Source organism: Cupriavidus sp. SIMBA_020 (assembly GCF_046535395.1).
GTDB classification, from domain to species: domain Bacteria; phylum Pseudomonadota; class Gammaproteobacteria; order Burkholderiales; family Burkholderiaceae; genus Cupriavidus; species Cupriavidus campinensis.
This window is the reverse complement of the sequence record NZ_JAWRWU010000004.1, coordinates 471,137-492,718: the sequence shown is the minus strand read 5'-3', so window position 1 is coordinate 492,718 and position 21,582 is coordinate 471,137. Positions and strand designations below refer to the sequence as shown.

At 64.9% G+C, this 21,582-nt stretch carries 21 protein-coding genes; 4 read left to right on the top strand and 17 right to left on the bottom strand.

Annotation, left to right across the window (positions count from 1 at the left end):
* Nucleotides 1–5 precede the first annotated feature (5 nt).
* The 5 genes from SB751_RS11365 to guaB form a co-directional block, all read right to left on the bottom strand.
* Nucleotides 6–1,046: an endonuclease/exonuclease/phosphatase family protein gene (locus tag SB751_RS11365; RefSeq protein WP_144195109.1), complete on the bottom strand. Its 1,041-nt coding sequence runs from the start codon at nucleotides 1,044–1,046 to the stop codon at nucleotides 6–8.
* Nucleotides 1,047–1,190: 144 nt separating this feature from the next.
* Complete coding sequence (locus tag SB751_RS11360) at nucleotides 1,191–3,359, bottom strand: TonB-dependent siderophore receptor (protein ID WP_377731457.1); 2,169 nt, start codon at nucleotides 3,357–3,359, stop codon at nucleotides 1,191–1,193.
* Nucleotides 3,360–3,597: 238 nt separating this feature from the next.
* Entirely contained in the window at nucleotides 3,598–5,217 is a 1,620-nt protein-coding gene (gene guaA, locus SB751_RS11355) for a glutamine-hydrolyzing GMP synthase (protein ID WP_144195105.1), read from the bottom strand.
* A complete protein-coding gene (locus SB751_RS11350; RefSeq protein ID WP_144195103.1) occupies nucleotides 5,192–5,869 on the bottom strand; it encodes a hypothetical protein in 678 nt (225 codons plus the stop codon). The genes guaA and SB751_RS11350 overlap by 26 nt, the downstream gene beginning before the upstream one ends.
* A 107-nt stretch (nucleotides 5,870–5,976) precedes the next feature.
* On the bottom strand, nucleotides 5,977–7,440 hold the full coding sequence (guaB, locus tag SB751_RS11345; protein WP_144195101.1) for an IMP dehydrogenase: 1,464 nt from the start codon (nucleotides 7,438–7,440) through the stop codon (nucleotides 5,977–5,979).
* Nucleotides 7,441–7,555: 115 nt separating this feature from the next.
* On the opposite strand from guaB, the gene SB751_RS11340 reads away from it, so the two are divergent.
* Nucleotides 7,556–8,515 carry a DMT family transporter gene (locus SB751_RS11340; RefSeq protein ID WP_144195099.1) on the top strand — a complete coding sequence of 320 codons (960 nt, stop codon included), beginning with the start codon at nucleotides 7,556–7,558 and terminating at the stop codon, nucleotides 8,513–8,515.
* Between the two features lie 104 nt (nucleotides 8,516–8,619).
* Entirely contained in the window at nucleotides 8,620–9,180 is a 561-nt protein-coding gene (locus tag SB751_RS11335) for a DUF4124 domain-containing protein (protein WP_144195097.1), read from the top strand.
* Nucleotides 9,181–9,217: 37 nt separating this feature from the next.
* On the opposite strand, the gene SB751_RS11330 is transcribed toward SB751_RS11335, so the two are convergent.
* Both SB751_RS11330 and SB751_RS11325 read right to left on the bottom strand, forming a co-directional pair.
* A complete protein-coding gene (locus tag SB751_RS11330) occupies nucleotides 9,218–9,568 on the bottom strand; it encodes an RnfH family protein (protein ID WP_244844662.1) in 351 nt (116 codons plus the stop codon).
* On the bottom strand, nucleotides 9,561–10,001 hold the full coding sequence (locus tag SB751_RS11325; protein ID WP_144195095.1) for a type II toxin-antitoxin system RatA family toxin: 441 nt from the start codon (nucleotides 9,999–10,001) through the stop codon (nucleotides 9,561–9,563). Before SB751_RS11325 ends, SB751_RS11330 begins: the two co-directional genes overlap by 8 nt.
* A gap of 186 nt (nucleotides 10,002–10,187) precedes the next feature.
* On the opposite strand from SB751_RS11325, the gene smpB reads away from it, so the two are divergent.
* On the top strand, nucleotides 10,188–10,640 hold the full coding sequence (gene smpB / locus SB751_RS11320; RefSeq protein ID WP_144195093.1) for an SsrA-binding protein SmpB: 453 nt from the start codon (nucleotides 10,188–10,190) through the stop codon (nucleotides 10,638–10,640).
* Nucleotides 10,641–10,700: 60 nt separating this feature from the next.
* Here the strand turns inward: smpB and SB751_RS11315 are convergent, their stop codons facing one another.
* From SB751_RS11315 to ppsA, 3 genes are all read right to left on the bottom strand, one after another.
* The gene (locus tag SB751_RS11315; RefSeq protein ID WP_144195091.1) at nucleotides 10,701–11,630 is read right to left on the bottom strand and encodes an SPFH domain-containing protein; all 930 of its coding nucleotides are present in this window, start codon (nucleotides 11,628–11,630) and stop codon (nucleotides 10,701–10,703) included.
* A gap of 57 nt (nucleotides 11,631–11,687) precedes the next feature.
* The gene (locus tag SB751_RS11310; protein ID WP_211943075.1) at nucleotides 11,688–12,113 is read right to left on the bottom strand and encodes an NfeD family protein; all 426 of its coding nucleotides are present in this window, start codon (nucleotides 12,111–12,113) and stop codon (nucleotides 11,688–11,690) included.
* A gap of 153 nt (nucleotides 12,114–12,266) precedes the next feature.
* Nucleotides 12,267–14,651 carry a phosphoenolpyruvate synthase gene (gene ppsA, locus SB751_RS11305; protein ID WP_144195087.1) on the bottom strand — a complete coding sequence of 795 codons (2,385 nt, stop codon included), beginning with the start codon at nucleotides 14,649–14,651 and terminating at the stop codon, nucleotides 12,267–12,269.
* A gap of 247 nt (nucleotides 14,652–14,898) precedes the next feature.
* On the opposite strand from ppsA, the gene SB751_RS11300 reads away from it, so the two are divergent.
* Nucleotides 14,899–15,834 (top strand): pyruvate, water dikinase regulatory protein, encoded by a 936-nt coding sequence (locus SB751_RS11300; protein ID WP_410748053.1) that lies wholly within the window; start codon nucleotides 14,899–14,901, stop codon nucleotides 15,832–15,834.
* 51 nt (nucleotides 15,835–15,885) lie between these two features.
* On the opposite strand, the gene SB751_RS11295 is transcribed toward SB751_RS11300, so the two are convergent.
* From SB751_RS11295 to SB751_RS11265, 7 genes are all read right to left on the bottom strand, one after another.
* Nucleotides 15,886–16,668 (bottom strand): TrmH family RNA methyltransferase, encoded by a 783-nt coding sequence (locus tag SB751_RS11295; protein WP_144195083.1) that lies wholly within the window; start codon nucleotides 16,666–16,668, stop codon nucleotides 15,886–15,888.
* Between the two features lie 9 nt (nucleotides 16,669–16,677).
* A complete protein-coding gene (gene rnhB, locus SB751_RS11290) occupies nucleotides 16,678–17,340 on the bottom strand; it encodes a ribonuclease HII (protein WP_250025313.1) in 663 nt (220 codons plus the stop codon).
* Nucleotides 17,340–18,545, bottom strand: coding sequence for a lipid-A-disaccharide synthase (gene lpxB / locus SB751_RS11285; protein WP_409558925.1), 1,206 nt, complete (start codon nucleotides 18,543–18,545; stop codon nucleotides 17,340–17,342). The genes rnhB and lpxB overlap by 1 nt, the downstream gene beginning before the upstream one ends.
* 15 nt (nucleotides 18,546–18,560) lie before the next feature.
* Entirely contained in the window at nucleotides 18,561–19,364 is an 804-nt protein-coding gene (lpxA, locus tag SB751_RS11280; RefSeq protein WP_144195077.1) for an acyl-ACP--UDP-N-acetylglucosamine O-acyltransferase, read from the bottom strand.
* Nucleotides 19,365–19,449: 85 nt separating this feature from the next.
* On the bottom strand, nucleotides 19,450–19,902 hold the full coding sequence (gene fabZ / locus SB751_RS11275) for a 3-hydroxyacyl-ACP dehydratase FabZ (protein WP_092133949.1): 453 nt from the start codon (nucleotides 19,900–19,902) through the stop codon (nucleotides 19,450–19,452).
* Complete coding sequence (gene lpxD / locus SB751_RS11270; RefSeq protein WP_144195074.1) at nucleotides 19,899–21,005, bottom strand: UDP-3-O-(3-hydroxymyristoyl)glucosamine N-acyltransferase; 1,107 nt, start codon at nucleotides 21,003–21,005, stop codon at nucleotides 19,899–19,901. Before lpxD ends, fabZ begins: the two co-directional genes overlap by 4 nt.
* A 49-nt stretch (nucleotides 21,006–21,054) precedes the next feature.
* Nucleotides 21,055–21,582: an OmpH family outer membrane protein gene (locus tag SB751_RS11265; RefSeq protein ID WP_144195072.1), complete on the bottom strand. Its 528-nt coding sequence runs from the start codon at nucleotides 21,580–21,582 to the stop codon at nucleotides 21,055–21,057.

The window sequence follows — 21,582 nt, the reverse complement described above, 5'->3', positions numbered from 1 at the left end:
CGCCGCTACTCCAACCCGTCAAGATAGGCGTCACCATCGTCGATGCCGAATTCGACCCACATCGGCAGATGGTCGCTCATCCGGTAAGTGCGCCAGTCCTTGAAGCCGCGCCCCGGCTTGGCGGCCCGCTGCCGGGCGTAGGCCGCCTCGTCCTCGATCCGGTAGACGTGCTCGTAGAAGTCGAACACGCCGGCCTTGCCGGTGGGCGTCAGGTGCGCCAGTCGGCTGAGATAGGCGATCTGGTCGTAATGCTTGTTCTTGTCGACGTTGGAGCCCGGCACGGCCTGCAGGGCTTCCGGCACCGCGAAGCCGGCCCGGGTCATGGCCTCCATGGTCACGTCGTTGCGGTTGAAGATGTTGAAGTCGCCCAGCACGATCAGGTTGCCCGGCTCCGGCGGGATGCCGGGCGCGTATTGCGGCGCGCCGGAGAGCTTGCCGGCATGTTTGGCCAGCGTGCGGGCGAACGCCGTGATCTCGGCCAGCCGGCGCGGGTCCACGGCCACGCTCTTGCCGTAGTAGATGTGGACCGTTGCGAGGGTCAGGTAAGCCCAGCCGGCCCGGAAGCCCGCGATATAAGGCGAGCGCGCCATCTGCACCGGCTCCTCGGGCGCGCCCTTCTCCTTCGCCAGCACCAGTTCGGCGGCCAGTCCGGTGAACGAGACCTTGCGCCGGTCGTACAGGTAGGCCATGCGCTCGGCGTTGCCGGAGGTGCCCAGCGTCACGTCAGTCACCAGGAAATCCCACCAGCTACCCAATATCCGTTGCAGCCGCTGGAGCGGATAGAGGCCGCTGCGCACCTCCTGGATGGCGATCAGGTCGAAGCGGCTCAGGATTTCGGCGATGTAGTAGTACGCCTCGTCGTCACGGTAGCCGTACTTGCCCGAGTCGAACTCGCGGATATTCCAGGTGGCCAGCAGCAGCGTGTCGGTGGCGGTGCGCGGTGGAATGGCAGCGGCCAGCGCGGGCCGCAGGCGCTTCAGCCCGTCGATGGTGCGCCTGCGTACGTCCGTATCCTCGATCTGTTTCAGCCCTGCGTAGTACGGCATGTGTCACTCCGGAGTGGGTGGTGCCACGCATTGTCACAGCAGACCACGACAGTTCCGATTGATTGGCTGGATTGTCTGACGAGGGTCAAGAAAAAACGCCGGCTGCCCTGGGCAAGCCGGCGTTCGCCATGGCTGATCGGGCGATCAGAAGCGGTATGTCACATTGCCGATGATCGTGCGCTGCGTGCCGAAGAAGCAGTCGCCGCGTGCGATACAGGTGTTGATGTACTGCTTGTTGAACAGGTTGTTCATGTTCAGCGACACGCGGATCGGGCCGTGATCGTAGGCCAGCACGGCGTCGAACAGCGTGAAGCCGCCCACGCGGTTGTTGCCGGTGCCATCGTACGACGGGCCGTTGTAGCGCACGCCCGCGCCGGCCACAAAGCCCGGCATGTCGAACAGGCTGAAGCGGTAGTTGGCCCACAGCGACGCCATGTTGGCCGGGATGCTTGCCAGCCGCTGGCCCTGCTCCGCAGCCGTGCCTTCGATGACCTTGGCGTCCAGGTAGGTGTACGTGGCAATCAGGTCCAGCCGGCCCAGCGACACCAGCGCCTCCAGTTCCGCGCCGCGCGTACGCGCCTCGCCCACCTGCACCGTGCCGGGCAGGCCGTTGACCACGCCGGCCACCTTGCGGTTTTCTTCGCGCATATCGAATAGCGAGGCGGTCAGCGTCATGTTCCTGCCCGGCGGCTGGTACTTGACGCCCACTTCCCACTGCTTGCCGCGCAGCGGCTTGAACGCGCCGCCGTCCACATTGAAACCGGCCTGGCCCTGGAACGATTCGGCATAGCTGACGTACGGGTTCAGGCCGAAGTCCGAGCGGTACATCAGGCCGAAGCGCTTGGTCAGCTCGTTGTCGTCACGCGACCCCGCCGGCGTGTTGTCCTGCGCCGCGCGCGACCAGTCGTAGCGCAGGCCCAGCATCAGCAGCCATTTGTTCCATTCGATCTGGTCCTGCAGGTAGGCGCCGGTCTGGATCTGCTTGGCCGGTGCCAGGTCGCGCGTGGATGTGGGCGCCTGGTAGTTGCCGTAGACCGGATTGAACACGTTGATCGGCGCGGCAAAGCCACCCACGCCGGTGCGGCCCGTGATCTCGTTGTTCTGGTAGTCGAAGCCGGACAGCAGCGTGTGGCGCACGGGGCCGGTGCCGAACTTCGACTGCACCTGCGTGTCGACGGCCAACTGGTTCAGCGTCGGCTGGTTCAGGTAGATGGTGCGCCGCAGCATGGTGTCGCTGCCCGGCACCCAGCCATGCGTAGCGCCCGTGTAGCCGGCCGTGTAGATGCTGCGGTAATCGACGGTGCTGTGCGAATAGCGCAGGTTCTGGCGCACCGTGAAGGTGTCGTTGAACTTGTGCTCGAACTGGTAGCCCACCGCGTGCTGCTCGGCCGTGTACTTGTCGAAGCCGGGCTCGCTGATAAAGAAGCTTTGCGGGATCTGGCCGGCCGGGTTCTCGATCTGGGTGCCGCGCCACGGGAAGAAGCCGATCATCGAGCCCGAATCATCCTTCTGGAAATTGGCCAGCAAGGTGAAGCTGGTGTCGGACGTCGGGCGATAGGTCAGCGAGGGCGCGATGTAGTAGCGGTTGTCCTTGACGTAGTCCACGGAGGCATCGCTATCGCGCGCCAGGGCCACGAAGCGGTAGAGCCACTTGCCGTCGGCGTCGATCGGACCCGTGAAGTCGGCCTGGATCTGCTTGCGGTTGAAGTTGCCGAAACTCACGCCGATTTCGCGCGCGGCCTCGGCCTGCGGGCGCTTCGACACGAGATTGACCACGCCGCCCACCGAGCCCTGCCCGTACAGCATGCCTGACGGCCCTTTCAGGATCTCGATGCGCTCCAGCGCGTACGGGTCCGGCCGCGTGTTGTTATAGAACCCCACGGCATTGAGCAGCCCGTCGAGGTACTGCGTGGAGTCGGTGCCACGGATCTTGATCGAATCCGTGCGGTTGTCCGTGCCGAACCCCGCCGCCGAGACGCCGGCCGTGTAGCCTGCCGCCTGCGCCACCGACTGGGCGCCCGTGAGTTCGATCCGGTCACGCGTGATGACCGTGATCGACTGCGGCGTCTCCATGATCGGCGTGTCGGTCTTGGTGGCAGTCACGGCTTGTTTCGCCACGAAGCCATGTACCGGGCCGGTCGGCGATTCGGGCAGATTGCTGCCCCGGACCGTGATCGTCGGCAATTCCTGGTGGGCAGGCGCAGGCGCCTGCTCCTGGGCCAGCGAGACGCTGGCGGCTTGCATGCTCAAGGCAAAGGTGGTCAGGCGGAAGGCGTGCGTGCCGCGAACGCGGCGCCGGGCGCATACAGACATTGCGATATCTCTCGTTACGAATTGGAAATGCTAATGCGAATGACTCGCATTTCGTTCGCAATTGTAATGTCATGTAATGGCCCCGATACATTTATCTTCGGTTTGATTGTCAGCCGTGGCGTACGCACCACACAGGTGCCGCGTATGAAGCCCAGCGTCCTGAAATGAAAAACGGCCGGGGCGATTGCGCCCCGGCCGTTGATATGTCACCGCTCCGCAGGCCCCGAAGGGCCTGGGTTTATTCCCACTCGATCGTCGCCGGCGGCTTGCCCGAGACGTCGTACACCACCCGGTTCAGGCCCCGCACCTCGTTGATGATGCGGTTCGAGCAACGGCCGAGCAGCGCGTACGGCAGGTGCGCCCAGTGGGCGGTCATGAAGTCGGTGGTCTGCACTGCGCGCAGGGCCACCACGTAGTCGTACGTGCGGCCATCGCCCATCACGCCGACGGACTTCACCGGCAGGAACACCGCGAAGGCCTGGCTGGTCAGGTCGTACCAGCTCTTACCCACTTGCTGCGGCTCGCACAGGCCCGCCGCGGCATCCTGCTCCGTGGCGATGGTCTTGCGCAGTTCCTCGATGAAGATGGCGTCGGCGCGGCGCAGCAGTTCGGCGTAGTCGCGCTTGACCTCGCCCAGGATCCGCACGCCCAGGCCCGGACCCGGGAACGGGTGGCGGTACACCATCTCGGGCGGCAGGCCCAGCGCCACGCCCAACTCGCGCACTTCGTCCTTGAACAGGTCGCGCAGCGGTTCCAGCAGCTTCAGGCCCAGCGTCTCGGGCAGGCCGCCGACGTTGTGGTGGCTCTTGATCGTGGTCGCCTTCTTGGTCTTGGTGCCGCCCGATTCCACCACGTCCGGGTAGATCGTGCCCTGCGCCAGCCACTTGGCGTTGCTCAGCTTCTTGGCCTCGGCCTGGAAGACCTCGACGAACTCGCGGCCGATGATCTTGCGCTTCTGCTCGGGGTCCGTCACGCCGGCCAGATGCCCCAGGAACTGCTCCGAGGCGTCGATATGGACCACCTTGGCGTGCAGCCGGCCCGCGAACATCTCCATGACCATCTTGCCCTCGTCCAGGCGCAGCAGGCCATGGTCGACGAACACGCAGGTCAGCTGGTCGCCGATGGCGCGATGGATCAGCGCCGCCGCCACCGACGAATCCACGCCGCCGGACAGGCCCAGAATGACTTCCTCGTCACCCACCTGCTCGCGGATCTTGGCCACGGCTTCGGCGATATGGTCGCGCATCACCCAGTCGGCCTTCGCGCCGGCAATCTTGAGCACGAAGCGCTCGAGCATCTCGCGGCCCTTTGCCGTATGCGTGACTTCCGGGTGGAACTGCACCGCGTAATAGCCGCGCGCCTCGTCGGCCATGCCGGCGATCGGGCAGCTCGGCGTGGACGCCATCAGCTTGAAGCCCGGCGGCAGTTCGGCCACCTTGTCGCCATGGCTCATCCAGACCTTGAGCATGCCGTGGCCCTCGGGCGTCGCGAAATCCTCGACGCCATCGAGCAGCCTGGTATGACCATGGGCGCGCACCTCGGCGTAGCCGAATTCGCGATGGTCGCTCCACTCCACCTTGCCGCCCAGCTGCACGGCCATGGTCTGCATGCCGTAGCAGATGCCCAGCACCGGCACGCCGAGGTCCCACACGGCTTGCGGCGCGCGCAGCTGGTGGTCTTCGTAGGTGCTGGCGTGGCTGCCGGACAGGATGATGGCCTTCGGCGCGTACTGGCGGACGAATTCGTCGGTCACATCGTTAGGATGGATTTCGCAGTAGACGTGTGCCTCGCGAACGCGGCGGGCAATCAGCTGCGTGACCTGCGAGCCGAAATCAAGGATGAGGATTTTGTCGTGCATGATGGGCGTTTGGCAGAGCTTCCGGCTCGGATTCGGGCATGACCTCGGTACCTGGGCCGTAGCCGGGTGGCGGGGTAATGACCGGTTCGCGCCGGTATTCGGGAGATCCATGCGGGCGTGCCGGGTAGGCGGCGCCGGGTTGTTGGTGCGGGTCGGCGGGGTCGACGGCATCGACCGGCGTGCCGGGATAGTACACGGGGCCATCGCCATGCCGGGCGGCGCGCAGCTCAGCCTCGCGCTGGGCCAGTTGCTCCCGCTCACGCAGGCGCACGCGCTTGGCGGCGGGCATCTGCACCACGGCGAAGAACAGCATGACAGCGGCCAGCGTCAGCAGCCAGACCTTGCCGGCGCCTTGCACGGGCATGTCGAGGAACAGCGTCCACGCCACGATCAGTACGGCGCTCACCAGGTTCACCTGGCCCGCCGTGCGTGCCACGGGCACGGTCAACTGGCCGTTGATGGCGGCCTGGAGCAGCAGCCAGGCCAAGCCGATCATCGCCACGCCGAGCAGTTGGCCGAACAGGGCCGGCTGCGGCTGCGGCAACTGGAGTGCGGCATACAGCGTCGTGAACGGCGACATCAGCAGCAGGATGCCGAGCAGCAGGTCTAGCAAGGCGTCGAAGAACAGCACGGCTCGCAATAGTACTTTCATGGGCGCTCCTTTTTCCTGATGCTTCTTGCGTCGCGGCCGCGCGGCCTCGTCAACCTCGACGTTGCCAGCGCGGCCGTGATGCCCAGGTCGGGCGGGCCATATCGGGATCAGTCGATATGGTAGTTCGGCGCTTCCTTGGTGATCTGCACATCGTGCACGTGCGATTCGCGCATGCCGGCGGCCGTGATCTGCACGAACTCGGCCGTCTCGTGCCAGGTGGCGATAGAGTTGCTGCCGCAATAGCCCATCGACGCACGCACGCCACCGGTGAGCTGGTGGATGATCGCCATGACCGATCCCTTGTAGGGGACGCGGCCCTCGATGCCTTCCGGCACGAGCTTGTCGACGTTGGCGGTGTTGTCTTCCTGGAAGTAGCGGTCGGCGGCGCCGTCCTTCATCGCGCCCACGGAACCCATGCCGCGATAGCTCTTGAACGAGCGGCCCTGGTACAGGAACACCTCGCCCGGCGCTTCCTCGGTACCCGAGAACATGCCGCCCATCATCACGGTGTGCGCGCCGGCCGCCAGGGCCTTGGCCACATCGCCCGAGTAACGGATGCCGCCATCGGCAATCAGCGGCACGCCGGTGCCCTTGAGCGCCTCGGACACGTTGGAGACGGCGGTGATCTGGGGCACGCCCACACCGGCCACGATCCGCGTGGTGCAGATCGAACCGGGGCCGATGCCCACCTTCACGCCATCCGCGCCGTGCTCGACCAGCGCCAGCGCGGCCGCGCCGGTGGCGATGTTGCCGCCCACCACCTGCACGTGCGGGAAGTTCTGCTTGACCCAGCGCACGCGGTCCAGCACGCCCTGGCTGTGGCCATGCGCCGTATCGACCACAATCACGTCCACGCCGGCCTTAACCAGCAGTTCCACGCGTTCGTCGTTATCCGGACCCACGCCCACGGCGGCGCCCACGCGCAGCTGGCCGTGATCGTCCTTGCTGGCCAGCGGGTTGTCCACGGCCTTCTGGATGTCCTTCACGGTGATCAGGCCACGCAGCTCGGACGAGGAATTGACCACCAGCACGCGCTCCAGGCGGTGACGGTTCATCAGGCGCTTGGCCTCGTCCAGCGTGGCGCCTTCGGCCACGGTGACAAGTTTTTCGCGCGGGGTCATCTTGGCGCGCACCGGGGCGTCGAGTTCTTCCTCGAAGCGCAGGTCGCGGTTGGTGATGATGCCGACTACGGTCTTGCCTTCGAGCACCGGGAAGCCGGAAATACCATGCTGCTGCGACAGCGCGATCACATCGCGGACCTTCATGTCCGGCGAAATGGTGATCGGATCACGCAGCACACCCGATTCGTAGCGCTTCACGCGCGCCACTTCACGGGCCTGGTCGGCGGGCTTCAGGTTCTTGTGGACGATGCCGATGCCGCCGGCCTGCGCCATCGCAATGGCAAGGCGGGCTTCCGTCACGGTATCCATGGCGGCGGACACGAGCGGAATGTTCAGTTCGATCGAACGGGTCAGGCGGGTGCGGAGGGAAACATCCCGGGGCAGGACGGCCGAATAGGCCGGTACAAGCAGCACGTCATCGAATGTGAGTGCTTTCTGGACAAGACGCATAGCAAATCCTCTAGGCGCAAAAGCAGATTATACAGGAATGCAGGATTTGCTGATGCGTTCTTGCATCCCGCTTGCTATTCTCGGCCTCCCTTCCACAGATCACAACAGGAGTCCGATGGGCATCGGCGTTTTGTGCGGGCTGCTGGCCGGCGCGTTCTGGGGCATGGTGTTCATCGCGCCGAAGCTGCTGCCGGCGTTTTCGCCCTGGGAACTCGCCATTGGCCGGTACCTGGCCTATGGGCTCGTCGCCTTCGTGGCGGCGCTGCCGCTGATGCGGCGCCTCGCAAAAAAGCTAACCCGGGGCGATTGCGTCGCCCTGCTGCGCCAGGCGTTCACCGGCAACCTGCTCTATTACGTACTGCTGGCATTCGGCGTGCAGCTGGCCGGGGTCGGGCCGACCTCGCTAATCATCGGCATCCTGCCGGTTTCCATCACGATCATGGGCCGCCGTGACCACGGCGCGGTGCCGCTCTCGCGGCTGGTCTGGCCACTGCTGGTGGTGGCGGCGGGCATCGCCTGCATCAATGTCGACCTGTTTGCCGGGGGCGGCAGTGCGCACGGCACGGCGGCGGGCGCACTGGCCCGTCCGGCGTGGCAGAAGCTGGCTGGCGTGGCCTGCGCGGCGGGCGCGCTGGTCTGCTGGACGCTCTACGCCGTGGACAACGCGCGCTACCTCCAGCGCCATCCGCATTACAGCGGGAACGAGTGGTCGGCCCTGTACGGGCTATCTACCGGGCTGGTTTCCGTGGTGCTGGCCGGCATCGGCTGGCTCGTGGCCGGCGACGCGCTGACCGCCCCGGGCAGCGGGCGCGAATGGCAGTGGTTCTGGACGGTCAACGCCGCCGTGGCGCTCGGGGCGTCGCTAATTGGCAACAACCTCTGGAACATCGCCAGTCGCCGCCTACCCCTGACGCTTTCGGGGCAAATGATCGTTTTTGAGACGCTGTTCGCGCTGGCATACGGGTTTGTGTTCGATCACCGCTGGCCAAGGCCGCTGGAGTTGGCCGCCATCGCGTTGCTGATCCTCGGGGTGGCCTGGTCCGTGCGCTTGCACGCCACGGACAAGTCTGCGTAGACTACCGGGCATGACGCGGGGGTCACATGATTGTCAACCCTCCTACCGTCCGGTTTTCATCGCCAACCTGGCATTTCTGCCCAGACGCCACAGATACCCTTGCCATGAACCGTTCGACCGCGCTGTACCTGCTTGTTGCCGCCAGTCTTGCCGTGCCCGCCACGGCCTTTTCCCAATGGCAGTGGAAGGATGGCACCGGCCGCATGGTCTATAGCGATGTCCCGCCGCCGCCCTCCGTGCCGGACCGCGCCATCGTCATGGCACCCGGCCGCGCGGCAGGCGCCTATCGCCCGGTGGAAGCCGAAACCGCCGCGAAGGCCGATGGTCAAGCTGACGCCAAGGCCCCCGCGGGGGACGCGCCCCGGGCCCGCCAGGTCAGCGCGCGGGCCAAGGACAAGCCCGCCGCCGGGACCGATCCCGATCAGGCCTTCCGCGAGCGCCGCGAGGAGCGCCTCAAGGCCGACCTGGAAGCCGCCACCAAGGAACGCGAGCAACTGGCCCGCCAGACGCGCTGCGAAGAGATGTCGAACTACGCCACGGGACTGCGCGAAGGCATGCGCATCTCGAAGGCTGGCCCGGATGGCGCCGCGCACCGCCTGAACGGCGACGAACGCGCGGCCGAACTCGACAAGGTCAGCCAGTCGATGGCCCAGCACTGCAGTTGAGGCCGAGGGTGGGCGCCGGGATAGGCTGCCCGCCCAGTCAACTCCCCTGCCCGCCCCCGCCGCGCAGCCATTTCAGGCCTTCGCGCGTTCCGGTGGCCCGGGTCTTCTGCACGCGCTTGCGGCGTGCCTGCTTGGGATCAGCGGTCAGCGGCCGGTAGACTTCCACCCGGTCCCCCTCCCGAACCAGCGTTTCCGCGGCCTTGAGCTTGCCGTAGATGCCGACGCGGGCCGTGGTCGGGTCCACTTCGGGATACGCCTCGGTCAGGCCGCTGGCGCGAATCGCCCCCTCCACGCTCGTGCCGGCCGGCACCGAGACTTCCTTCAGGAACACCGCGTCGGGCCTGGCATAGCAGACCGAGAGCCGCACCATGGCGCCCGCCTCAGCCATTGTTGGCATAGACCACCTCGGCCCGCTTGACGAAGGCATCCACAAACGTATTGGCGATCATGCTGAACACCGGACCGATGATCTTCTCGAGAATGAAGCTCGAAAACTCATAATGCAGGTGAAACTCGATCTTGCAGGCGTCAGCGCGCAGCGGCGTAAAGCGCCAGGAGCCGTTGAAGGTCTTGAAAGGACCGTCCGCGAACGTCATATCAATGCGTGTGGGACGCTCCTGCACGTTCCGGGTATGGAAATACTGCTTGATGCCGTTGAAATGGATATGGAGCTTCGCGTCGAGCAGGGTCTCGGTGTTCTCGAAGATCTCCACGCCACCGCACCATGGCAGGAACTTGGGATAGTCCTCCACGCGGGTGACCAGGTCATACATCTGCTCGGCCGAATAGCCAAGCAGGACGGATTTATGGACGTCTGCCATGTAATCGGATGCGGGCGCCGCCAGGGGCTGGGCCCGAACGGGGCGGGTTTGCTAGAATCCAGATTTTAGCCGACACGCGGGTCGACGGCATCCCCGGCGCACAGGGCGCCCCTTGATGACGCCGCAACGGTCGCTCCCCTCTTTGCCGCAGCGCGGCAGCCTTGCTCAGGAATCCACCACGTACGCATGACCATCGCTGATAACAAGAAAGCCTTTTTCGACTACTTCATCGAAGAACGCTACGAAGCCGGGATTGTGCTGGAGGGCTGGGAAGTCAAGGCCATCCGGGCCAACCGCGTGCAGATCAAGGAGGGCTACGTCGTGGTGCGCAACGCCGAGATGTACCTGATCGGCGCACACATCAGCCCCCTGCAGAGTGCCTCCACGCACGTGACGCCGGACCCCGTGCGCACGCGCAAGCTGCTGCTGAAGGCCGACGAGATCAAGAAGCTGATCGGCAAGGTCGAGCAGCGCGGCTATACGCTCGTGCCGCTGAACCTGCACTACACGCGCGGCCGCGTGAAGTGCGAAATCGGCCTGGGCAAGGGCAAGAAGCAGTTCGACAAGCGCGAAACCGAGAAAAATCGGGACTGGCAGCGCGAAAAGGCGCGCCTGATGAAGGGCGACAACAAGGAATAAGAAAAAACGGAGGCCAGGGCCTCCGTTCTTGTCTGGCAAAGCCGCTTCAGAACGCGTCGCTCAGGTCTTCTGCTGGGTTTTCACGATTTGCAACGCTGAGGCGATCATCGAACTCATTTCGCCGAGGTTGCCCGGCACGATCAGCGTGTTGCCCTGCTTGGCGAGGTTGCCAAATGCGGCAACATATTCCTCGGCCACCTTGAGGTTGACAGCCTCCGAGCCGCCCTCCCCCCGGATTGCGTGGCCGATCTTCTCGATGGCCTGCGCATTGGCTTCGGCCACGGCCAGGATCGCCGACGCCTCGCCCTGTGCCTTGTTGATCGCCGCCTGCCGCTCGCCCTCGGATTTCTGGATCGCCGCCTCACGGGCGCCGGAGGCCAGATTGATCTGCTCCTGCCGCTTGCCTTCGGAAGCCGCGATCAGCGCCCGCTTCTCGCGCTCGGCGGTAATCTGCGCCTGCATCGCGTGCAGGATTTCCTTCGGCGGTGTCAGGTCCTTGATTTCGTAGCGCAGCACCTTCACGCCCCAGTTGGCGGCGGCCTCGTCGAGCGCATTGACCACGCTGTGGTTGATGTACTCGCGCTCCTCGAAGGTCTTGTCCAACTCCAGCTTGCCGATCACCGACCGTAGCGTGGTCTGCGACAACTGCGTGATCGCGACCACGAAGTTGCTCGAGCCGTAGGAAGCCTTCATCGGATCCGTCACCTGGAAGTACAGCACGCCGTCCACCTGCAACTGCGTGTTGTCCTTGGTGATGCAGACCTGGCTTGGCACATCGAGCGGAATCTCCTTGAGGATGTGCTTGTAGGCCACGCGATCCACGAACGGCACCACGATCGTCAGGCCTGGCGTCAGCGTGGCGTGGTAGCGCCCCAGACGCTCGAGCACCCATGCGTGCTGCTGCGGCACGATCTTGATGCCCTTGGCAATCAGCACGATGGCCGCGATGAGCAGAATCAGTGGAAACAGCCCGAGCTGGTAGGCAAGCATGTACAACTCCCATCAAATAGGAAAACGACTAGTCATCGGATGTGTGCCGCGCAGGGATTAGCGCGGCGAGACGATCAGCGTGGTGCCTCGCACTTCGACAATGCGAAAGCGACCCGGAAGCGGCTCGGTGTCTGGCGCCAGTTCCACGGTCCAGTCAGCGCCGCGATACGGCACGCGGGCACGCCCATTGGGGTCCCAGGCAGACACATCAAGTTCCTGCCCGATATCGAGGTTCACATCGGGATCCGTGGATGCCGTACCCCGCCGCAGCGTGCCGTAGCGCGTGCGCCGCAGGGCCGTGATGCATGCGATGGCCACCAGCGCAGCCGTGACCGTCTGCGCCGGCACACCGAGGCCGGCAAGCGCGGCTACGCCACCGGCCGCCACGCCCACCGCAATCATCAGCAGATAAAAGGTGCCCGTCGCCATCTCGGCGATTACCAGCACCACTGCCGCGGCGAACCATATGTAGTAAGACGACATCCCGCTCCTTTTCCCAAATAAAAAACCCCCGCCGCGCCATAGGCGCCTGCGGGGGCTGTTGCAACACCTGCTGCAGGGCCGGTGCCACGCGGCGGCCCGGGTTCAGCCGGGCGCCGCTTTGGATGCGTTGTCGCTATTGTGACGCCAAATGCCTTACGAAGCCAGTTGCTTCCAGGTTTCGACCACGGAATCAGGATTCAGCGAGATCGACTTGATGCCTTCCTTGGCCAGCCAGGCTGCAAAGTCCGGATGGTCCGAAGGGCCCTGACCGCAAATGCCGACGTACTTGTCCAGACGCAGCGCCGTGGAAATGGCGCGCTGCAGCATGAAGATCACGGCCGGATCGCGCTCGTCGAAGTCCCTGGCCAGCAGTTCCATGCCGGAGTCGCGGTCCAGACCCAGCGTCAGCTGCGTCAGGTCGTTCGAGCCGATCGAGAATCCGTCGAAGAACTGCAGGAATTCCTCGGCGAGAATCGCGTTCGACGGCACTTCGCACATCATGATGATGCGCAGGCCGTTCTCGCCGCGCTTCAGGCCGTGCTTGGCGAGCAACCCGATGACCTTCTCGGCCTGGCCCAGCGTGCGCACGAACGGCACCATGATCTCGACGTTGGTCAGGCCCATTTCGTCGCGCACGCGCTTCATGGCCTTGCATTCCATCTCGAACGCTTCGGCGAAGTCCTCGGCGATATAGCGCGAAGCGCCACGGAAACCCAGCATCGGGTTTTCCTCGTCCGGCTCGTAGCGCGAACCGCCGATCAGCTTCTTGTACTCATTCGACTTGAAGTCGGACAGGCGCACGATCACGGGCTTCGGATAGAACGCCGCACCGATCGTGGCGATGCCTTCCGCCAGCTTGTCGACGTAGAACGCGCGCGGGCTGGCGTGGCCACGGGCCACCGATTCCACAGCCTTCTTCAGGTCGGCATCGACCTGCGGATAGTCGAGGATCGCCTTCGGGTGAACGCCGATGTTGTTGTTGATGATGAACTCGAGGCGGGCCAGGCCCACACCATGGTTCGGGATCTGCGCGAAGTCGAACGCGAGCTGCGGATTGCCCACGTTCATCATGATCTTGGTTTCGATCTCGGGCATCTCGCCGCGCTCGACTTCGGTGATCTCGGTCTCGAGCAGGCCGTCGTAGATGCGGCCTTCGTCGCCTTCGGCGCACGAAACCGTCACCAGCGTGCCGTCCTTCAGCAAATCGGTCGCATCGCCGCAGCCCACCACGGCCGGCACGCCCAGTTCACGGGCGATGATGGCCGCGTGGCAGGTACGGCCGCCACGGTTGGTCACAATGGCCGAGGCACGCTTCATCACCGGCTCCCAGTTCGGGTCGGTCATGTCGGCCACCAGCACGTCACCCGGCTGCACGCGTTCCATCTCGGACGGATCGTTGATCACGCGGACCGGGCCGGTACCAATCTTCTGGCCGATAGCGCGGCCGCTGGTCAGCACGGGCGCCGTGCCCTTGAGTTTGAAGCGCTGCTCGGCCTTGCCGGCCGACTGGCTCTTCACCGTCTCCGGGCGTGCCTGGAGGATGTAGATCTTGCCATCCTTGCCGTCCTTGCCCCACTCGATGTCCATCGGGCGGGCATAGTGCTTCTCGATGATCATCGCGTACTTGGCCAGCTCCGACACATCGGCGTCGGTGATCGAGTAGCGGTTACGCAGCTCGGGCGGCACGTCGACAGTCTTCACCCGGCCGGCCTCACCCGGGCCCGTGAATTCCATCTTGATCAGCTTCGAGCCAATCGAGCGACGGATGATGGGGTACTTGCCCAGGTCCAGGGTCGGCTTGAAGACATAGAACTCGTCCGGGTTCACGGCGCCCTGCACCACGGTCTCGCCGAGGCCGTAGCTCGACGTGATGAAGACCACGTCGGGGAAGCCGGATTCGGTATCGATGGTGAACATCACGCCCGACGCGGCGAGGTCCGAACGGACCATGCGCTGCACGCCGGCGGACAGCGCTACCACATCGTGGGCAAAGCCCTTGTGCACGCGGTACGAGATGGCACGGTCGTTGTAGAGCGAGGCGAACACGTGCTTGATCTTGTCGAGCACGTCGTCGATGCCGCTGACGTTGAGGTACGACTCCTGCTGGCCGGCGAACGAGGCGTCCGGCAGGTCTTCGGCCGTGGCCGAGGAACGGACGGCGAACGATGCCTCGGCGCCTTCACGGGCCGACACGCGAGCGTAGTGTTCGCGGATCTCCTGTTCCAGGCGCGGCTGGAACGGGGCGGCGGCAACCCAGCCGCGGATCTCGGCGCCGGCTTCGGCCAGGGCCTTCACGTCATCGACGTCGAGCGTCTTCAGGCGATCCGAAATGCGGGTGGTCAGGTCGTTGTGCTGCAGGAAGTCGCGGAACGCGAGCGAGGTGGTGGCAAAACCGCCGGGAACGCGGACGCCAGCCTCTGCCAGCTGGGAGATCATCTCCCCCAGCGAAGAGTTCTTGCCGCCGACGGTTTCCACGTCATGCATGCGCAACTGCTCGAACGGCAGCACATAGGCGCCGTTATCTGCCTGGTTAGTCATAAAAGCCTCAAAAACAAAGTAAGAAATCGGTGTCACCGACCGGTATGTTGTTGGGGTTCTGTTCCCGGCGGATCGCTTGGCTAAACCATTCCTAAGTGCATGCGGATGCTGCGGCGCACATTGTCGACAATTGTGCCGCGAATCGTTACTGCACCGGCGCGAGCGGAATTGCTTAGCGAAAAGATCGCCGCTATTCTACCGTGCCGCACCGCACTTTCGCGTGGCTGCCTCAAATAATTGACCAGACATGTCCCTTCCCGAAGCGCCTGATGCGCCCCAACAGGCGCCTGCGCCCGGCCCGGCGGCAAGCCCTGCCGCCTCTCCCGCCGCCGCGTCCCAGGCCACCGCCAGCGTTGGCGATCGCCCTGCCGTCCGTACGGTTTTTATCGTGTCGGACGGCACCGGCATCACGGCCGAGACCTTCAGCCACTCCATTCTGGCCCAGTTCGAAATGCGCTTCCGCAAGGTGCGGATGCCGTTCGTGGACACGCCGGAGAAGGCTCACGTGGCCGTCGGCAAGATCAACGAGGCGTTCTACAACGAGGGCGTGCCGCCCATCGTGTTCACCACGCTGGTCAATGCCGAGGCCAACAAGGCCATCCGGCGCGCCAAGGCCATGATCCTGGACATGTTCCAGACCTTCATCGAGCCACTGGAGAAGGAGCTGGGACTCAAGTCCACGCACGCAATCGGCCGCTTCCACCAGAATGCGGACACCGAGGCGTACAAGAACCGGATCGAGGCAATTAACTTCTCCCTGGCGCACGACGACGGCCAGTCGCACAAGAACCTGGAAGAGGCAGACGTGATCCTGGTGGGCGTGTCGCGCAGCGGCAAGACCCCGACGAGCCTGTATCTGGCGATGCAATACGGACTGAAGGCCGCCAACTATCCGCTGATCCCGGACGATTTCGAACGCGGCCGCCTGCCGTCGGCACTCTACGCGTTCAAGCCGAAGATTTTCGGGCTCTCGATTGATCCGCAGCGTCTCACCGAGATCCGCAACGAGCGGCGACCGGGCAGCAAGTACGCGGCGCTGGAAAACTGCCGCTACGAGGTCAACGAGGCCGAGGCCATGATGCGCCGCGAAGGCATCAAGTGGCTCAGTTCCACGCACAAGTCGATCGAGGAGATCGCCACGACGATCCTCCAGGAAATCAAGATAGACCGCGACAACTACTGAGATTTTGAGAATCGTCCCGTAGCGCTGGAGGCCGAACTCCTGGTGTCAGCGCTACGCCGCGCGGCGCTGCCTGACCGCTTCAAACAGGCAGACAGCAGTCGCCGCCGCCACGTTGAGTGACTCAAGGCCGCCCGGCTGCGGAATGCCGACGGTTCGCGAGACGCGCGCCATCCATTCCGGACTGACGCCTGCGCCTTCGTTGCCGACGACCCAGCCCACCGGCTGACGCAGATCGGTGTCAAACACGGCTGCGTCGGCGTGCGATGACGTCGCCAGCAGTGGCACGGCCAGCCGGCTTTCGAGCATCCCGAGCGTGCAATGCTCGACGATGTTGAGGTGGAAGTTCGCGCCCATGCCCGCGCGCAGGGTCTTGACCGACCACGCAAACGCGCAGCCCGTGGTCAGGAAGGCATGCGGAATGCCTGCCGCGGCAGCGCTGCGCAGGATCGAGCCGACATTTCCGGCATCCTGCACCCCGTCCAGGATCACGCAATCCGTGTCGATCGTGGACGGCAGGTGCCCGCCGGGGGTGTCGATCACCAACATCAGATCGATGCCGTTCACGACACTGGTGATCTGCGCGAACAGCGCATCCGCAAGGAGGACGACACGGTCCGGATCGATGCCCTCGAGCAGCGGACGGACTTCGGCATGATCGTAGTGCCGCTCTGACACGACACAACTGACCGGCTGCCCCCGCGCGGCCACATACGCCTGCGCGAGGTGCACGCCATCGAGCACGGACTGCCCCGCCTTGCGGCGCGCGTGCGTGGACCCCGTGAGGGCCTTTAGGTGCTTGAACAGCGCATTGTCGCGCGAAGTGACGTGCTTCAAGGATGTGTCTCAGAATGGCAGCGCGTCGCGCTCCAGCACCCGCCGCACTGGCGCGAACGAGCTGCGGTGATGCGGTGTCGCGCCGAACTGCTCAAGCGCGGCCAGATGCTGCGGCGTGGGATAGCCCACGTGGGCATCGAAGCCATACTGGGGATATTCCAGGTGCAGCGCATGAAGCTCGCGGTCGCGGGCCACCTTGGCAAGGATCGACGCAGCGGAAATGGCCCGCACTTTGGCGTCGCCCTTCACGATTGCCTCGACCGGATACGGCACCTGCGGACAGCGGTTACCATCGACCTGCACCAGATCGGGCATGATGCCGCTGGCCGTCAGGCCCGCCACCGCGCGTTGCATCGCCAGCATGGAGGCGTGCAGGATGTTGAGCGAGTCGATCTCCTCGACCGAGGCCGAAGCGATGTGCCAGCCGATCGCGCGTTCGCAGATGCGCTCGAACAGCACCTCGCGCTTTTCTGCGGTCAGGATCTTCGAGTCGGCGAGGCCCCGGATCTGCCGCTCAGGGTTCAGGATCACCGCGGCGGCATAGACCGGCCCGGCCAGCGGGCCGCGCCCGGCCTCATCCACGCCGCAAAGACGGCGTACGACAGTGACGGTTTGGGTCAGCTCGAGTCCCATCTGCGGCGACGGACCTTTTCCGGCTTTCTGACTGGCCATCAGCGCACACCCCGTTCGTGCATGAGATCCACCACCACGCCGGCGGCGAGGTTGGCGGTGTCGCGCTTCAGCGTCTCATGCATGGTCGTGAAATGCTCCCGCAAGAAGGCAATATTGCTCTCGTCGTTCAGTTGCAGCAGCGTCTCGCGCGCCAGTGCCTCGGGCGTGGCGTCGTCCTGGAGCAGTTCTGGCACCACGAACCGTCCTGACAGAATATTAGGCAAGCCCACATAAGGCAGGTAGCCCTGCCGCTTCATGATCTGCGCGGTGAGCCAGGGCACCTTGTACGAGATGACCATCGGCTTTTTGTAGAGTGCCGCCTCGAGTGTGGCCGTGCCGCTGGCCAGCAGAACCACGTCGGCGGCTTCCATGACCAGGTGCGACTGCCCGTCCACCACCGTCAAGTCGATCTCAGGGTAGCGCTCGTGCAGCCCGCGGATGATCTCGTGCAGCGGCGCGCTGGCCGCCGGCAGAACAAACGCCAGGTTGCCGTCCATGCGATGCATGCGTGCCATGGCCGCAAAGAACGTCGCGCCGAGGTTGCGCACCTCGGACTGCCGACTGCCCGGCAGCACCGCGACGATGCGCTTGCCCTCGGGCAAGCCGAGCTTTTCCCGTGCGCCCTGGACGTCAGGCACCATCGGGATCACATCGGCCAGCGGATGACCGACGTAGGTCGCCGGTATGCCGGCCTTGGCGTAGATCTCGGGCTCGAACGGGAACAGGCAGAGGATGTGGTCCACCGCGCGCGCGATGGTGCGGATGCGCCCGCCGCGCCACGCCCAGATCGACGGGCTGACGAAATGCACGACCGGAATGCCCGAGCGACGCAGGGGTACTTCCAATCCAAAATTGAAGTCGGGAGCATCCACGCCGATGAAACACAGCGGCGGATTGGCCAGCAGCTTGTCGCGAATCGCCCGGCGCGTCGCCAGGATTTCCCGCAGCGAACCGAGCACCTCCACATAGCCATTGACGGAAAGCGTCTCCATCGGCCAGTGGGAGACAAAGCCCTGCGCCATCATGCGGCGGCCGCCGATACCCGCGAAGTCCACGGACTCGCCCAGCCGCGCATGCAGCCCTTCAAGCAGAAGCGAAGCCAGCAGATCGCCGGAAGCCTCCCCGGCGACCATGGCAATCGTGCCACGCTTGTTGACATTCCCCCGAGCGACGGTAGGCGGATCGGCCTGCACTGCGGCGTGGATCATGTGCGGCGCGGCTTAGCGGACGATGCCGCGCTGCGTCGCGGCCAGGAATTCCACGAAGGCGCGCAGCGGCGCGCCGGTGGCTACATCGGTCTGGCCCAGGAGGGCCGAGATCTCGTTGCGCGCCTCGTCGAAACCCAGGTCTGACTTGTAGAGCAGCTTGTAGGCCTGGCGCAGTGCGGCGATCTGGCCAGCATCAAAGCCCCGGCGACGCAGGCCTTCCACATTGATACCGTGCGGGGTGGCCTTGTTGCCGTTCTTGTCGCTCGCGGCGATCACGAACGGCGGCACGTCCTGGACCAACGCCGAAGCGCCGCCCAGCATCGCATGCGCGCCGATGCGCACAAACTGGTGCACGCCGCTCATGCCGCCGAGAATGGCCCAGTCGCCCACTTCCACGTGGCCTGCGATCTGCGCGTTACTCGAGAACACCGTGTTGTTGCCCACGCGGCAGTCGTGCGCGATGTGCACGTAGGCCATGATCCAGTTGTCGTTGCCAAGGCTGGTCACGCCCTGGTCCTGCACCGTGCCGGTGTGGATGGTCGTGAACTCGCGGATCGTGTTGCGGTCGCCAATCTCGAGCCGGGTGGGCTCGTTGGCGTACTTCATGTCCTGCGGCGTGCCACCCACCGAGGCGTAGGGCCCGATGCGGTTGCCTTCCCCAATGGTGGTATGGCCTTCGACGGTGGTATGCGAGCCGATCCGGGTGCCGCTGCCAATCCGCACGTTGGGACCGATAATGGAAAACGGACCGACGGTCACGTCGGCGGCAAGCTCTGCCTTCGGGTCGACCAGTGCGCTGGGATGGATTTGCGTCATACGTCCTGTCCTGTGGTCTGAATTCGGTTGAGTCCCGCGCGTTGCCACGCGGGACGGGGCCCATGTGTGGGCGCGGCGGCGCCGATCAGCCTTCGGCCTGTTTGACCGTGCACATCAGTTCCGCTTCGCAAGCGACTTCGCCGTCCACGGTGGCGCTGGCCTTGAACTTCCAGATGCCACGGATATAGCGCTCGACGGTCACGTTCAGGTGCAGTTGGTCGCCGGGGTAGACCACGCGCTTGAAGCGCGCTCCATCAATACCCACGAAGTAATACAGCGCGCCTTCCTTGCGCTCCATGTCGGCGCCGAAGGTCAGCAGGCCGGCCGACTGCGCCAGCGCCTCGAGGATCATCACGCCCGGCATCACGGGTTGATCGGGAAAGTGCCCCATGAAGTACGGCTCGTTGATCGTGACGTTCTTCAGGGTCTTGATCCGCTTCTGCGGCTCGAACTCCAGCACGCGATCGACGAGCAGGATCGGGTACCGATGCGGCAGCAGCTTCAGGATCTTGCGGATGTCGATGTCGGATGCGGTCATGATGATTTCTCTTCGTCTTGTGTGGTATTGGACCCGGCGGACTGGCCGCGCAGGCGGCGTTCCAGCGTGACCACGCGCTCGCGCAGCTTGGACAATCCGCGCACGATGGCCGCATTGCGCTCCCACTCGCCATGCGTCGTGAACGGAAACACGCTGGTGTAATGCCCCCCGGGTTTCGTAATCGATTTGGTAATCGAGGTGCCGCCGGACACCGTCGTCCGGTCGGCGATATTCAAATGGCCCGCGAAATTGGCCGATCCGCCAATCACGCAGAAGCGGCCGATGCGGGTGCTGCCGGCCACCGCCGCGCAGCCCGCTATCACGGTATGAGCGCCCACCCGCACGTTGTGCGCAATCTGGACCTGGTTGTCGAGCTTGCAGCCGTCCTCGATGACCGTATCGGCCATCGCGCCGCGGTCGATGGCCGTATTAGCGCCCACTTCCACGTCATTGCCCAGCACGGCGCGGCCAACCTGCGGAATCTTCACGTATTCCACCCCGGCCGGGCCGATGTCCGGCGCGAAACCAAAGCCATCCGCCCCCACCACCACGCCGCTATGCAGGATGTTGCGCACACCCACCACGCAACGATGATAGACGGAAACGTTCGCGTAAATGAGCGTATCGTCGCCGATCTCCGCCCCTGCGCCGATAAAGGCATTCGCCAGGACCCGTACCCGCTCGCCCAGCCGCGCGCCAGCCTCGATCACCACGTTGGGCCCGATGAAGCAGGACGCCGGCACCACGGCATCCGCCGCCACGCTCGCGCGCGGGTCGATACCAGTGCGCGGATCAGCATTCGCCTCACGGTCGAAGCGCTGCGCCACGCGGGCGAAGCAGACATACGGATTGCGCGCGACCAGCCAGTTGCGACCGCCAGCCTGGCCATCGGCGCGAATACGCTCGAGGTCCGCCGGCGACACGATGACGGCGCTGGCCTTGGAAGCCAGCGCCTGCGGCAGGTACAGTGGATTGGACAGGAAAGACAGGTCGCCGGGGCCGGCCTGGTCGAGCGGCGCCAGGCCGCGCACGGCGAGGTCGGGATCACCCACAACCTGCGCGCCGTTCTCGGTGGCGAGCTGACCCAGTGTGGGTGTCTGCATGGCGGTACTTCCTTGAAGAACGAGACAGCGACGAACGAGCGCGCGCCGCTTACTTGCTGCCGGCGTTGAGCGCCTTCATCACGTCATCGGTAATGTCGATGCGTGGATTGACGTACACCGCTTCCTGCACGATCAAGTCGTACTTGCGCTGCTCGGCCAGCTGGCGGATCACACGGTTCGCGCGCTCAAGCACCTGAGCAAGTTCCTCGTTACGGCGCTGGTTCAGGTCTTCGCGGAATTCACGTTGCTTGCGCTGAAACTCACGGTCGAGGTCAGCCACTTCACGCTGGCGGCGCTGGCGGTCGGAATCGGCCAGCACGGCCGTGTCCTTGTCGAGCTTGTCGGCCATGCCCTTGATCTTCTGGGCCATGTCCTGCAGTTCGCGGTCACGCTTCGAGAATTCCTGCTCGAGCTTGACCTGTGCGGCCTTGGCCGGCTGCGAGTCTCGCAGGATGCGCTCCGAGTTGACCGCGGCAATGCGTGCCTCCTGAGCCATCGCCGGGGCGGCTACGCACAGGGCCGCTGCGGCCAGCGCGGCGGCGCTCAGGGATTTCATCAGTGGTGTATGGAGTTTCAT

Excerpts from the sequence above, each read along its gene's own strand:
- SB751_RS11365 (WP_144195109.1), bottom strand. The coding sequence starts at position 1,046 with ATGCCGTACTACGCAGGGCTGAAACAGATCGAGGATACGGACGTACGC.
- SB751_RS11360 (WP_377731457.1), bottom strand. The coding sequence starts at position 3,359 with ATGTCTGTATGCGCCCGGCGCCGCGTTCGCGGCACGCACGCCTTCCGC.
- guaA (WP_144195105.1), bottom strand. The coding sequence starts at position 5,217 with ATGCACGACAAAATCCTCATCCTTGATTTCGGCTCGCAGGTCACGCAG.
- SB751_RS11350 (WP_144195103.1), bottom strand. The coding sequence starts at position 5,869 with ATGAAAGTACTATTGCGAGCCGTGCTGTTCTTCGACGCCTTGCTAGAC.
- guaB (WP_144195101.1), bottom strand. The coding sequence starts at position 7,440 with ATGCGTCTTGTCCAGAAAGCACTCACATTCGATGACGTGCTGCTTGTA.
- SB751_RS11340 (WP_144195099.1), top strand. The coding sequence starts at position 7,556 with ATGGGCATCGGCGTTTTGTGCGGGCTGCTGGCCGGCGCGTTCTGGGGC.
- SB751_RS11335 (WP_144195097.1), top strand. The coding sequence starts at position 8,620 with ATGAACCGTTCGACCGCGCTGTACCTGCTTGTTGCCGCCAGTCTTGCC.
- SB751_RS11330 (WP_244844662.1), bottom strand. The coding sequence starts at position 9,568 with ATGGCTGAGGCGGGCGCCATGGTGCGGCTCTCGGTCTGCTATGCCAGG.
- SB751_RS11325 (WP_144195095.1), bottom strand. The coding sequence starts at position 10,001 with ATGGCAGACGTCCATAAATCCGTCCTGCTTGGCTATTCGGCCGAGCAG.
- smpB (WP_144195093.1), top strand. The coding sequence starts at position 10,188 with ATGACCATCGCTGATAACAAGAAAGCCTTTTTCGACTACTTCATCGAA.
- SB751_RS11315 (WP_144195091.1), bottom strand. The coding sequence starts at position 11,630 with ATGCTTGCCTACCAGCTCGGGCTGTTTCCACTGATTCTGCTCATCGCG.
- SB751_RS11310 (WP_211943075.1), bottom strand. The coding sequence starts at position 12,113 with ATGTCGTCTTACTACATATGGTTCGCCGCGGCAGTGGTGCTGGTAATC.
- ppsA (WP_144195087.1), bottom strand. The coding sequence starts at position 14,651 with ATGACTAACCAGGCAGATAACGGCGCCTATGTGCTGCCGTTCGAGCAG.
- SB751_RS11300 (WP_410748053.1), top strand. The coding sequence starts at position 14,899 with ATGTCCCTTCCCGAAGCGCCTGATGCGCCCCAACAGGCGCCTGCGCCC.
- rnhB (WP_250025313.1), bottom strand. The coding sequence starts at position 17,340 with ATGGCCAGTCAGAAAGCCGGAAAAGGTCCGTCGCCGCAGATGGGACTC.
- lpxA (WP_144195077.1), bottom strand. The coding sequence starts at position 19,364 with ATGACGCAAATCCATCCCAGCGCACTGGTCGACCCGAAGGCAGAGCTT.
- fabZ (WP_092133949.1), bottom strand. The coding sequence starts at position 19,902 with ATGACCGCATCCGACATCGACATCCGCAAGATCCTGAAGCTGCTGCCG.
- lpxD (WP_144195074.1), bottom strand. The coding sequence starts at position 21,005 with ATGCAGACACCCACACTGGGTCAGCTCGCCACCGAGAACGGCGCGCAG.
- SB751_RS11265 (WP_144195072.1), bottom strand. The coding sequence starts at position 21,582 with ATGAAACTCCATACACCACTGATGAAATCCCTGAGCGCCGCCGCGCTG.